Origin of the sequence: Fulvivirga imtechensis AK7, assembly GCF_000331535.1 — a bacterium.
Classification (GTDB): Bacteria; Bacteroidota; Bacteroidia; order Cytophagales; family Cyclobacteriaceae; genus Fulvivirga; species Fulvivirga imtechensis.
Genome location: NZ_AMZN01000001.1, coordinates 87859 through 101668 on the forward strand (window position 1 = coordinate 87859; position 13810 = coordinate 101668).

Below are 13810 nucleotides of genomic sequence, written 5' to 3' on the forward strand. Positions count from 1 at the left end.
TACTATGTCGAACTCACGTAGGATTAATGAATGTTGGCTTTTTCCCTCTGTTTAGTTGAATTTCCTACCCAGTGTAGTTTGGTGTATTTGACGAACTACTTCATTTTAAAGGGTTTAGGAAATGGGCGAAAATTTGTACACGGAACCTTAAAAAATACATTAGAACTATGAGTACAGAAGAAAAAAAAGACAGGGGCGGTCAAGGCAACCAGTCCGGTCAAAAAAAAGGTCCGAAACAGGGACAAAACAAGGGCTCTAAAAGTCCTAAAAAATAGTCCTCCTAAAACAGCCGGCACAGTGTGTTGGCTGTTTTTTATAAACCGTACTTTTCAATTTTTCGATATAGGGTACTCCTTCCCAAACCTAACTCCCTGGCAGCGCTGGTTAAATTTCCATTACACTTTTCGATGGCCTGTACAATGGCATTCTTTTCTATGTCCTCCACATTGAGGCTTTTCACTGATGATGCCGTAGTAGTCTTTTTGATCAAAAAGTCGGCAGGATCAAGGACGTGCTGCGTACTCATGATCACGGCCCGCTCTACCGCATGTTGTAGTTCGCGCACATTGCCCGGCCAGGGATAGTTTTGGAGCTTTTTGACAGTATTCTGAGCTAGCTTAAGCTCATCCTTTTCATATTTCCGGCAGTAGACGGATAAAAAATGTTTTGCTAATTCCTCAATATCTTCCTTTCTCTCCCGAAGAGGCGGAAGTTCGATCTCCACGGTATTTATCCGGTATAGAAGGTCTTGCCTGAAGCTTTCCACTTCCACCATTTCATAAATATCTTTGTTGGTAGCACAGACTACACGGATGTCGATGGGTAGTAATTTGTTGTCACCGATCCTGGCTACCTGGCGGTTTTGCAGTACCGATAAAAGCTTCGCCTGTTGCGCCAGAGAGATATTTCCAATTTCATCGAGAAAAAGGGTACCCTTGTCAGCTATTTCAAAGCGTCCCGCCCGATCTTCTTTTGCATCAGTAAATGCACCCTTCTTATGGCCGAAGAGCTCTGATTCAAAAAGTGAGTCTGTCAATGCACCCAGGTCTACTTTTATAAAAGCGTGATTGGCCCTTCCGGATGCTTGATGTATGGCCCTCGCTACCAACTCTTTACCTGTTCCGTTTTCACCAAGGATCAAAACGTTGGCATCTGTTTTTGCTACCTTTTCGATACTGGTGTAGACAGCTTGCATGGTGGGTGAGGAACCAATGAGCTGACCTTTGGCTTTATGCACATCTTCTGAGAGTGTCTTTTGCGTATTTTGTAAATGAGAGATCTGCCGCTTAGATTGCTTCAGTTCATATACATTGATAACAGTAGCCAATAGCTTTTCCCTTTCCCAGGGCTTCACCAGAAAGTCGATAGCGCCTTCCTTCATACACTCTACCGCCAGTTGGATGTCCCCGTAAGCGGTGTTCATGATGATATGTATGCTGGCATCGAGAGATCTGATCTTTCTGAGCCAAAACAAGCCTTCGTTACCGCTCGTAGCTCCTGTTTTGAAGTTCATGTCTAAAATAATGATATCAAGATCATTATTTCTGATAAGGCTTTCCAGGTTTTTGGGACTGGTTGCTGTCTGTACTTGCTCAAAATGATTTCTCAGGATCATACGAGCGGTGATCAGTACATCTTCATCATCGTCAACTATAAGTATGCTGCCTTTGCGTTTCGACATTTGTTTTATTCAAGCCAATTGATGTGATTGCTAATGTAATGGTCGTCTCACTATGAAACAAATAGTTGTGCCATTATGAGACAAGTTTAATGTGCGTACTTTTTACAACCATCTGTTAATCAATTAATTGATCTAATGGTATGGCTGTTGGTATCAAGCCTTTAGCAAGATTTACGATTATGATTAAGAATTACTTCAAAGTGGCTTTAAGGAACCTGGTTAAGAACAAGGTTTTTTCTGTGATCAATATTATGGGGCTGGCCTTTGGTCTTTGTTGCGCTATACTTATAGCCCTATGGGTGTGGGATGAAATGGGTTATGACCAATTTCATGCAAATGGGGAGCGTATCTATCAGACTATTGCTGAGATCAATGCAGGTGCTTCTCCTCAGTTTTGGGTAAATTCTCAAGGTGTGCTGGCGCCTGCCCTTAATGACGAAGTGGCTGATATTGAAGTTGCCATCCGGGTTTCCTACAACATGACTCCTTTGATCAGTAATGGCAGTGTAAAAGCAAAGCCTGAGGGTTTATATGCCGACAGTGCATTTTTCCATGTTTTCAGCTTTGGCTTCAAGCATGGTGATCCTCAAACAGCGCTGCAGGCTCCGTATAATATTGCTATCTCAGAAAAGCTGGCGCTACAGTTCTTTGGTGATGAAAATGCAATTGGTCAAACACTAACGGTTCGCGATTTTGGAGAAAAGGAAGAATACCTGGTAACAGGTATATTTGAAAATACACCTGAGCAGTCCACCCTGCAATTTGATTTTGTGATGCCCTATGGACCCTATCATAAGAAAAGGTCGTGGATGAACTCATGGGGTAACTATGACGACAGGACCTTTGTTTTGTTGCGAGAAGGAGCAAATGTTGACAATGTACGTGAGGAAATTAAAAACTTTATCATAGAACATCAGGGCCCTGAATCCACCACGCTGCTTCACTTATACCCGTTCCGTGACATCTACCTGAAGGCTGATTTCAGCCGGGGATTAGGCGAAGGAGGCAGAGTTCAACTGGTTCGACTGTTTTTGGCCATAGCAATACTTATTTTGGTAATTGCGTGTATAAATTTCATGAACCTTGCCACCGCAAGAGCAGGAAAAAGAGCCAAGGAGGTAGGTGTGCGTAAAGCCACAGGTGCACATAGAGGCTCCCTGGTTGTTCAGTTCATTGGGGAGTCGATACTGATTACCATGATCAGCGTATTACTGGCTGTTACTTTGGCTGACCTTATGCTGCCCTTCTTCAACACACTCACGGAAAAGGATATTTATGTTCCCTATGGTAATGCTTATTTTACCCTAAGCCTCTTGGGTGCAGGTGTAATCGTTGGAACGCTGGCCGGAAGCTATCCGGCCATTACTTTGTCAGCATTTCAGCCGGCAAAAGTGCTAAAAGGCGCTGCCCACAGTTCCAAATCATTGGGTGGGTTGCGAAAGGTTCTGGTCGTGTTCCAGTTTACCTTATCAATAGTGTTGATTATAGGTACGATCATTATTTACAACCAGATCAGGTATGTGTTAGATAAAGATCTGGGCGTTGCAAAAGAGAATATTCTTTATCATCCGCTGTATCAGGCCGCTCAGCAGAGAGAAGCCTATAGAAATGACCTTCTCACGGTACCCGGTGTACAGTCTGTTGCCTTCTCCAACTTTAGCCCTCTGGATATTGGAAACACTACTTATTCTGTAAGCTGGTCCGGTAAAGGTGAAGAAGAAAACATAGCTTTTCATGTGATACAGGCCGATCGTCAATTGCTCGAAACTTTTCAACTCAAATTATTGCAGGGGCGTGTCCCGGAAAAACAGGATTCACTTATTCAGGTGCTGGTAAATGAAGAGGCTGTAAAAGCTATGGGAATGGACGAGCCTGTAGGACAAATAATAGATGTATGGGGAGGTAAAGGTATAATCCGGGGGGTAGTGAATGATTTCAACCATCAGAATCTTTTTCAAAAAATCGATCCGGTAGTAATTTATCTTAATACGGGTAACAGAGGGTTTATTGCCATAGAATCAGGTAATATCGGAAAAACCATCGCTGATATTGAAAATATATTCAAAAAATACGATCAGGAATATCCTTTTGAGTATGAGTTTGTTGATAAGGCTTTTGAGCAAAACTATAAGATAGTGGTTACTGCAGGCACGCTTTCCAATGTGTTTGCTGTTATAGCTATTGTTATCTCCTGCCTGGGGTTATTTGGTCTGGCATCGTACATGACGGAGCAGCGTAGAAAGGAGACCGGTATTCGCAAAGTGTTTGGAGCCTCGGTATATCATCTTACCACAATTTTTTCACTTGATTTCCTGAAATTGGTGCTCATCGCCTTTGTCATAAGCATGCCCCTGGCCTGGTATACTGGGAGTTACTGGCTTGATTATTTTTCATATAGAATAGATATTACCTACTCTCCTTTTTTGATTGGAGGACTTAGCGCTTTTTTTATTGCCCTTACAACAGTAAGCTATCATACCATCCGGGCGGCTATGTCTAACCCGGTGGATGCACTGAGATATGAGTAACGGAGTGGCAAAAGCTGTATAATGAAAGCCCGAGATTATTGTGAATAGACCGTTGATCATAATAGCCAATAAAAGAAATGTTTAAAAACTACTTAAAAATAGCTTTTCGTAATTTATTGAAAAACAAGGTGGTTTCACTGGTCAACATTGGCGGATTGGCTATTGGTATGTCTGCAACATTTTTACTTTTGATGTATGTAAATTATGAATTCAGCTACGATGCTTACCATGACAAAGCTGACCGCATTTACCGGCTTGTACACCATCGTTTTGTTGGCGAAGCCCTAGAATACAAACGTGCTAAGGTATTTCCGGAAATCGGTCTTGAACTGGAAGGAAGCTTTGGTGAAATAGAAGAAAGCGCCCGAATTTTTTCGGTATCTGAGGAGTATGACCCGGTATTTCTGATTGAGGATCAGGACGGGAATGTAAAGAAATTTAATGAACCATCAGTTTTTCTGGCTGATAGTTCGGTGGTGAAAATATTCGATCTTACTTTTATTCATGGCAGTCCGGAGACTTTTCTGCAGGGTGCGAACCAACTGGCTCTCACTGAATCAGCAGCGCTGAAATTTTTCGGAAGCACAGATGTGCTCGATAAAAGTTTGGATTGGGTAGGGCAGGGTGAGTGGCGGGTGACTGCAGTGGTTAAAGATATGCCTGCCAATAGCCACTTTCACTTCTCCATTTTGGCTTCATGGTTTGATACCTACGGAGAAAGAAGCTTGTTAAGGTGGGATGGCTTTTATACCTATGTGCTTTTACGGCCTGGTACTGATATTCAAAAACTTCATGAGGGCATTCAGCAATTTACATCCGACTATTTAGCTCCTTACAACCAGGAAAGAAATATCAACTCAGAAATTCATCTGCAACCTCTGACGGACATTCACCTCCATTCGCATTTGAAGGACGAGCTTGATACTAATAACAACTATAAAATAGTGTACGCCCTGTTTTTTATTTCCCTTATCATTCTTTTGATTGCTTTAATCAATTATATTAACCTGTCAACGGTCGCAGCTCTGGACCGGGCAAGGGAGATTGGCATCAGAAAGACAATAGGATCTTCTAAAAGGCAGTTATTAGCTCAGTTTTTATTGGAAGCATTGGTGGTTAATGCTTTAGCTTTGGCCCTCTCAGTTACTCTTGTTCAACTAACTTTGCCATTATTTAATAGCTGGTTAGGTATGGAACTTTCCATACTGCACTGGAGTCCTTATGAAATTTTATCATACATACTGGTTGCGTTGATTTTCCTGGTGTCAGTCTCAGGGTACTATCCGGCTATGGTCCTGGCTTCTGTTACCCCATCACGCGCATTAATAGGTCCCGGTAAGCCCGGGCCACTTAAGAACACGCTGATCATATTTCAGTTTAGTGCTGCCATAATTTTAAGTATTTCAGCAGTGGTAATACATTACCAGATCGAATATATGAAAAGCAGAGCGTTAGGAATAAATATTAATGATGTATTGATAATGAAATCTTTAGCATCTGTGGAAGATGAACATGTGAATGATTCATTATACGTTGGGAAATTGGATGCATTTAAACAACTGGTAAAAAGTAACGCAGGTATAAGGGCCGTAACTGTAAGCTCAAATGTGCCCGGAACAATAAATTCGTTTTTCGGACGAATGAGAAGAAAGGAGGGAGGAGCTGAGATACAAAGTTATCTTACCAGGGTGGACGAAGAATTTGCCAGGGTTATGGATTGGATGTATTAGCAGGCCGGTTTTTCCACCCTCAGGATCTTACTGCATTAACAGATCGTTTGGTTATTAATGAATCCGCAGCTTTGGCGCTGGGTTTCGACAATCCGCATGAAGCCATAGGAGCCATTATTCCTACAGCAGGGCAAAGGGAGATCATTGGTGTGATTGCAGACTATCATAACCTTTCACCCAAGTACCCAATAGAGCCATCATTGTTTGCGATTGATTTTGGTCATATGACCTTTATATCTATACTATTTTCCTCTTCCGGGGGTGAATTCCAGGATTTGATAACTGCTGTTCGGTCTGCCTGGCAGCAAATCTTTCCGGAGAAACCATTTCACTATGACTTTCTGGATGACCGGTTTAACGCTCAATATGCTGATGATAAGAGATTAGGAGTGGTTATATCCACTTTCACGGTTTTAAGCCTCATTATTGCTTGTTTTGGGCTGTTTGCACTCGCCTTGTTCACCACTAAAAAGAGGAGCAGGGAAATTGGACTTCGGAAGGTGCTTGGAGCTACTATTGTTGATATCCTGAGCCTGCTTTCCTTTAACTTTATGAAGCTCTCACTCATTGCTGCTGTCGTGGCTGTTCCGGTCGGTTATTTTATAGCATTGAATTGGTTGAATAACTATCATTCCAGGATTGCTATTTCATGGGACATACTGATCTTGCCAGCAATTGGCATAATCTGCATAGGCCTTTCAGTGATCATTGTCCAGGCGCTAAAAACTGCCGGCCAAAAACCAGCCGATAGTTTAAGATGTGACGACTGACGAAGCAGGGATTAATGACAGCAGAAATAGATAACGAAGCTGCGAGCTATTAGTCAGACCCAACTGGCCCCAACTGAGTTCTCATTTGCAACTGCCTTTGCCAACTGCCAACTTTTTCAATTCGGGCTCCTTTCGCATGTAACTTTTTCTTCTAAAATTAGAAAATATAAAGCTCTGTTATGACTAAAATTATTTTTTCTTTTTTTAAAAGGTGCTATATTATTATTGGAAGAATACCTTGTCCAGTTAGAGATTGTCAACCTATGTACCCTGAGAAAGATGCTATTGAAGATGTTGAAATTGAACTTCTTTTGGAGGGTGTCTATCAACGGTACGGTTATGATTTTAGAGATTATGCCCGTACTCACGTCAGGCGGAGAATACTTAATCGACTTCAACTCAGTCAGCTTGAAAGCATTTCCCAACTTCAACATCATGTATTATATGACCCTGATTTTGCATCTTTATTGATCAAAGATTTATCTATCAGTGTGACGGAGATGTTTCGGGATCCTGCGTTTTACCGGGCGGTACGAGATAAGATCATTCCTGCTTTAAAGACATGGTCATATGTTAAAATATGGCATGCGGGATGCTCTACTGGCGAAGAAGTTTACTCCATGGCCATACTTTTAAAGGAGGAGGGACTTTACGACCGCGTCCAGATATATGCCACAGATTTTAATGAGTACTCTTTGAAACAGGCCAGAGAAGGCATTTTCTCACTCGAAGATATGAAGCAATATTCTGGTAACTATCAGCAATCTAATGCCCGCCATTCATTTTCCAACTACTATTTTTCTGACTTTGGCCTTGCTATCATGGATCAATCGTTGAAAAAGAATATTGTATGGGCTAATCACAATCTTGTAACAGATAGTGATTTCACTGAAACGCATATGATAGTTTGTCGCAATGTTCTGATCTACTTTAATAGAGGCCTTCAAAATAAAGTGTATAAACTATTTTATAGCAGTCTGGTCAATGGAGGGATCTTATGCCTTGGCAGCAGGGAGAATTTATACACCTCTGATTTCAAAAACAATTTTGATGTAATAGATCAGGATCAGAAAATTTATAAGAAAAAATACATTTCAGGAGCATGACGGCAATACTCCGTTTAGACAAAACCATTTAATGAAGTTATTAGCAGATACATTGGGAAAAAAAATAGGGCTTGGTTTTATAGCCATGGTGTTCATTTTAGCAATTGCGGTAAGTATTTCGGTCACTATGACAGGCACTACCACTGCATTAACGGATCGCCTGTCCACAGTAAGAATACCAACCACGCAGTTTGGCTTAGTGTTATCTGATGGCATAAGCCGCTCGGTGGCCGCCCTCCGAGGATACTTGCTGTTGCAGGATGAAAAATTTATAACCGAAAGAAAAGCGATATGGAGCAACACCATAAAACCGACTCTGTATGAGCTTCAAGTCGTATCGGGGAGCTGGACGGATGCAGAAGATATAAAGAGATTGAAGCAACTGGCGCCTATGCTTGAGGTTTTGGAGGTGCTTCAGGAGCAAATAGAGGGCCTTGCTTCTGCAGATATAAATGAGGCCAGGCGTTTGATGGACACCAATAGTGTTTCGCTAACCGCTGACCTTATGGCATTGCTAGCGGCCATGAAAGACAGCCAGGAAAGCCTGATGAAGGCAGACGTTTCTGCCATACATGGCAGGGTGGTGCGGCTTAACAATGTAGAGTGGGTATTATTGGTTGCTGGCATCACTATTAGTCTTTTTTTGTCGTTAGTTATCACACGCGCTATTACCAGCCAGGTATCGCGGGCGGTGGAAGCGGCTGATCATATAGCAAAGGGAGACCTCGAAGCCGAGGTTAGCATGGGAGGATCTAAGGAGCTGAAGAAACTGGGGCGTGCGCTGCGTGATATGAAGAACTCCCTCAGAGCCAAAACAAAAGAAACGGAACAATACCAATGGATATCTTCAGGACAAAACCGCCTGTCAGAGTTAATGCGTGTAGACCATGGTCCGGAGGATTTATGTAATGATATCATAAAGTTTTTGTCAGAATATATTGGGGCTCATATCGGGGCAATATTTCTTACCAACGAGAGTAAAACAGAACTACATTTATGCGGGAAGTATGCCTTTGGGCATCAGGAGAAGTCGTTTGAAGTATTTAGAATGGGAGAGGGCCTTATTGGTCAGGTGGCTGTAGATGGAAAGCCGCTTAGACTTTCAAACCTTGAAGAGGTGCATATCCGGGTGAGGACTGCTGTAGTCAATGCGTGCCCCAGGCATGTATTTGTTACCCCCTTTTTTGCCGAAGGTAAGATTCTTGGTGTGATAGAACTGGGTAAGATTGATGGTTTTGAGGATGTTCATTTTGATTTTGTGAACCTGATCACTGAGGCCGTTGGTATCACCTTAAATACCGCCATAGCCAAGCAAAAGGTACAAGACTTGCTGGAGGAAACACAGCGTCAGAGCGAAGAGTTACAGGCACAACAAGAGGAGTTGCAGCAAAGCAATGAAGAGCTTGAAGAGCAATCGGAAAGGCTTAAGCAGCAGCAGGAGGAGTTGCAGAGCATCAATCAGGAGCTGGAAGAGCAGGCTGACGTAGTGCAGAAAAAAAACCAGGCGTTGGAGGCCGCCAGGCTGGATATTGAACTTAAGGCTAAAAGACTTGAAGTGAGTGGCAAGTATAAGTCAGAGTTTCTTGCAAATATGAGCCATGAGCTGCGGACTCCTCTTAACAGCCTGCTCATACTCGCCAATGATCTACAGCAAAACAGGGAAGGAAATCTAACGGAGGAGCAAATAGAAAGCGCAGGTATTATTGCTAAAAGCGGGGATGATTTGCTTAACCTGATCAATGAAATACTTGATCTGGCCAAAATAGAGTCGGGAAAGATGGACCTGAATATAGAGAAGGTATATGTTTCTACGCTGGCTGAAAATATTATAGCAAATTTTAAGTCTCAGGCACAGCAAAAAGGATTAGTCCTTGAAGTTGCCCGGGATGAAGCAGTAGAATACTTGCAGACTGACCCTTTACGCCTTGGCCAGATTATAAAAAACCTGGTGTCAAATGCTGTGAAATTCACAGAAACAGGTGAAGTAAGAGTTTATCTGGGAAAAGATGCCGGGAATAATTTTGTGATCTCAGTCAGAGATACCGGCATAGGTGTACCTAATAATAAGCAGGAGATAATTTTTGAAGCCTTTCAGCAGGCTGATGGGACCATTTCACGGAAGTACGGGGGCACAGGCCTGGGCTTGTCCATATGCAGAGAGCTTACCCAATTGTTGGGCGGAAAAATATCGCTTGAGAGCGAGGTTGGCAAAGGCTCTCATTTTACTGTTTCCATTCCATCAGTTGCAAAAAGAAAGAAGCGGGTTAAAGAGATAAACATTCGTCAGACCGGAGAACATCCGATATCTCCTGATGTCAGGAATAAATTCAATGATTATCCAACCATCGCTGATGACAGGCGTGAGATAGACAAAGGAGATCGTACGATACTAATTATAGAAGACGACAGGTCGTTTTTGCAAATTTTGGCCGATCAGGCAAAGCTTAAAGGATTTAAGTACCTGGCTGCAGGCTCAGGTGAAGATGGCCTGACATTGGCAGGTAAATATATCCCTCATGCCATCATTCTTGATCTTGATCTCCCGGGGATAGACGGCCGTACGGTGCTACGAGAGTTAAAAAGCGACCCTAATCTACGGCACATACCGGTGCATATTATTTCTGTTGATCAGAAAACCATTGATCCGTTTAAATCCGGAGCCGTTGAGTTTCTTACAAAGCCTGTTACCAAAGAGCAATTAGATGACGCCTTTGTCCGAATTCAGGAATTTATTAACAGAAAGATGAAGAACCTGCTGATCGTAGAAGATGACAAGTACCTTAGAAAAAGCATTATGCGATTGATTGGAAATGGCGATGTACAGTGTCTGGAAGCCGGTACAGGGGCAGATGCGTTGGAAATATATAATACCCGGCAGGTGGATTGTATGGTATTGGATATTGGATTGCCGGATATGTCGGGCTTTGAGCTGATCGGGGAGTTAGAGAAAGCCAGAGATAAAACTATTCCCCCAATAGTTGTCTACACAGGCAGAGATCTTACCAGGGAAGAAAATAACATGCTGCAGCAGCATGCTGAGACTATCATAGTGAAAGGTGTAAAATCGGAAGAGCGACTGCTTGACGAAACCGCACTGTTCCTTCACCGGACCGTAAGGGACCTGCCTGAGCAGCAGCGACAACTGATTACCGGATTATACGATCGGGATGCTATTTTTAAGGATAAAAAGGTGTTGGTGGTAGATGATGATATGCGCAACATATTTGCCTTGTCAAAAGTGTTGAGAGAAACAGGTATGGACATTGTGAAGGCAGAGAATGGCGTAGTGGCGCTTTCCCGGCTGGAGGAAGATGATTTTGATATGATACTGATGGATGTAATGATGCCGGAGATGGATGGCTATGAATGTATTAGAAAAATACGCTCCCAAGCCCGTTTCATTGATATCCCCATTATCGCCCTCACGGCCAAAGCCATGAAAGAAGACAGACAAATATGTATAAATGCAGGCGCCAATGATTATATAGCAAAACCTGTGGACCTCGAGCGGCTGCTGTCGCTTATACGGGTTTGGATCAGAAAATAATAATAATACTTATGCAAGCTATTGAACAAAATCACTTCAACGGAACGAAGATCAGGCCCAAGATCTTAATGGTAGATGATAGAAGGGAAAATCTCATTGCTTTAGAGAGATTGCTGAAAGAGATAGAAGTCGATCTCTATCCTGCTACCAGTGGAAATGAGGCACTCCGCCTGACCCTTCATCATGATTTTGCGCTTGCCTTGTTGGATATTCAAATGCCGGAGATGGATGGCTATGAGCTGGCAGGCCTGCTACGGCAGGATGAAAAAACTTCACGAATACCATTTATATTTATTTCAGCCATTTATACAGATCACATCAATGTTTTTAAAGGATATGAAAAAGGAGCATTTAGCTATATAACAAAACCTTTTGAACCAAAAATACTGATCAACAAGGTCAAGTTCTTCATGGAAAAGTTCCAGCACGAGGAAGCGCTCAGGTGTGCACATGAAGCACTTGAACAACATGTTAAGGACCTGAAAAATGCAAACGAGGAATTAAGATCATTCAGCTACTCCGTATCACATGACCTTAGGGCACCGCTGCGGGTTATATCAGGGTATTCAAACATTCTTTTGGAAGACTATGGTGCCAAACTGGATGATGAAGGGAAGAAGATCGTCAACACCATAGTGAGAAACACCAATAAAATGTCGAATCTGATCGATGATATACTAAATTTCTCACGGCTCACCCGGCAGGATAAAATGCTTCAGAACGTTAACATGAATGAGCTGGTCGATACTGTTTTTGGTGAGTTAACGGAGCATCTGTCTGAAAGGACAATAAAATACACAAGAACAGACCTGCAGCCGGCTTATGGAGATAAAACGATGATCCGGCAGCTTATTTCCAATCTGCTTGGCAATGCGATAAAATATACCGGTCCATGCAAAAAGGCTTTGATTGAAGTAGGGGGAAGTCGTGAAGGTAAGGAGTATATTTATTATGTGAAAGATAATGGTGTTGGTTTTGACGATCAGTATAAGGAAAAACTATTTGGGGTTTTTCAACGCCTGCATAAGGAAACAGAATTTGAGGGAACAGGTATTGGACTGGCCATCGCCAATAAGGTGGTTCGCCATCATGGTGGACGTATATGGGGGGAAAGTAAGCCTGATCAGGGAGCTACCTTCTTTTTTACCCTGAAATAATTCAGGTGATATGGAAACCTTTGGGTTTCTACTTCCTCCTTAGTACGAATGGCCATACAATAGTATGGCATTAAATAGTGTCTCTAAGAAAAGCCAATGTCCGCGTTACGCTCGTTCCAAAAATGCTCTCGTACCTCAGTACGCTCCGCTTTTTGGACTTCGCAAGCCTTGACCTTGACGTTTTCTTAAAGCTACTTAGAGTTTTCTTACAAACACTAAATAGTCAATAGGCAATTCCGATAGCGATAGCGCTCGCGACAAGCGAGGATGCATAATTGGCAGTTGGGTAAAAGTAACAGGCAAAAAGGGTGTGAGCATAGTCGAGAGTCTTCGATGATGTACTGGACTATCTCAATATTCAATACAAATATCTCAATACTAGATACAAAGACATGAAAAGTTTCATACTAACAACACTCGTACTGATCTCCTTCCTGCTGGTGAGGCCAGGGTTGAGGGCTCAGGAGCGTCAGCTTCCTGAATTTGATAAGATCGTCATTAGCCCTTTGATCGAACTGGTGCTTATAAAAGGTAATTCGGAAAGCATCAAGCTGGAAACCAGTAATATGGACACGGAAAAGGTGAACATTGAAATAAAAAATAAAACCCTTCGTATATATCTTGATAAGGCAAAAATGAAGGTTAAATATAGGAAGAGAGATGAAAATGGTGTACGTCATTGGACTAATAAGAGCATGTATCCGGGGGTTAAGGTAAAGGCTTATGTTACTTTCCGGGAACTAAAGAAACTGCAGGTGAGGGGAGAGGAGGCTGTAACCTGCAATGATATTATAGATGTTGACATCTTTAAATTGAAAGTGTTCGGGAAATCAGAGGTGAGGTTGGCGGCTGTTCAGGCTGATGTCATCAAAGTGAGCCTTTATGGGGAAAATGATTTATACATAGACTCAGGTAGGGCTGCCAAGCAGGTTTACAAGGGCTTTGGAGAAAACAAAGTAGTGGCCTCCAAGGTACTGGGCAGACTGGTAAGGACCAAAAATTATGGAGAGGGCAATTTTTATGTCAATGCATCTCAAAAATTAAACATTGCTTCATTTGGAGATTTTAGGGTAACCTACGAAGGGCATCCGAGGGTGCGCAAAGGCCTGAGCTTAGGATATGCTGATATTGAAAGGCAAGATGATGAATGACTTGTGAGGCCCATTTTTCGCTTTGCACCTGACGCAACTTCCACGCCAGTTGGGTGTGTCGATCGCACGTTATTAAAAAAACAACCTCTGACAAGTTGCCAGAGGTTGCCAATTGAGCTGATTTTGACTGGTCAATACTG

At 42.5% G+C, this 13810-nt stretch carries 8 protein-coding genes; 7 read left to right on the top strand and 1 reads right to left on the bottom strand.

Features of this window, described 5'->3' with window-relative positions:
* Positions 1-313: 313 nt before the first annotated feature.
* On the bottom strand, positions 314-1681 hold the full coding sequence (locus C900_RS00385; protein WP_009577511.1) for a sigma-54-dependent transcriptional regulator: 1368 nt from the start codon (positions 1679-1681) through the stop codon (positions 314-316).
* A gap of 179 nt (positions 1682-1860) precedes the next feature.
* Between C900_RS00385 and C900_RS00390 the strand changes: the two genes are divergently transcribed.
* The 7 genes from C900_RS00390 to C900_RS00420 all read left to right on the top strand — a co-directional run bounded on the left by C900_RS00390 (position 1861) and on the right by C900_RS00420 (position 13670).
* Positions 1861-4209 carry an ABC transporter permease gene (locus tag C900_RS00390; RefSeq protein ID WP_009577512.1) on the top strand — a complete coding sequence of 783 codons (2349 nt, stop codon included), beginning with the start codon at positions 1861-1863 and terminating at the stop codon, positions 4207-4209.
* A gap of 77 nt (positions 4210-4286) precedes the next feature.
* Positions 4287-5939: an ABC transporter permease gene (locus C900_RS00395; protein WP_009577513.1), complete on the top strand. Its 1653-nt coding sequence runs from the start codon at positions 4287-4289 to the stop codon at positions 5937-5939.
* Entirely contained in the window at positions 5927-6709 is a 783-nt protein-coding gene (locus C900_RS00400; RefSeq protein WP_009577514.1) for an ABC transporter permease, read from the top strand. Before C900_RS00395 ends, C900_RS00400 begins: the two co-directional genes overlap by 13 nt.
* Before the next feature lie 263 nt (positions 6710-6972).
* Complete coding sequence (locus C900_RS00405) at positions 6973-7815, top strand: CheR family methyltransferase (RefSeq protein WP_009577515.1); 843 nt, start codon at positions 6973-6975, stop codon at positions 7813-7815.
* A gap of 31 nt (positions 7816-7846) precedes the next feature.
* The gene (locus tag C900_RS00410) at positions 7847-11362 is read left to right on the top strand and encodes a response regulator (protein ID WP_009577516.1); all 3516 of its coding nucleotides are present in this window, start codon (positions 7847-7849) and stop codon (positions 11360-11362) included.
* 11 nt (positions 11363-11373) lie between these two features.
* On the top strand, positions 11374-12519 hold the full coding sequence (locus C900_RS00415) for a sensor histidine kinase (RefSeq protein ID WP_009577517.1): 1146 nt from the start codon (positions 11374-11376) through the stop codon (positions 12517-12519).
* 392 nt (positions 12520-12911) lie between these two features.
* Positions 12912-13670 (top strand): GIN domain-containing protein, encoded by a 759-nt coding sequence (locus C900_RS00420; protein ID WP_009577518.1) that lies wholly within the window; start codon positions 12912-12914, stop codon positions 13668-13670.
* Positions 13671-13810: the final 140 nt, after the last annotated feature.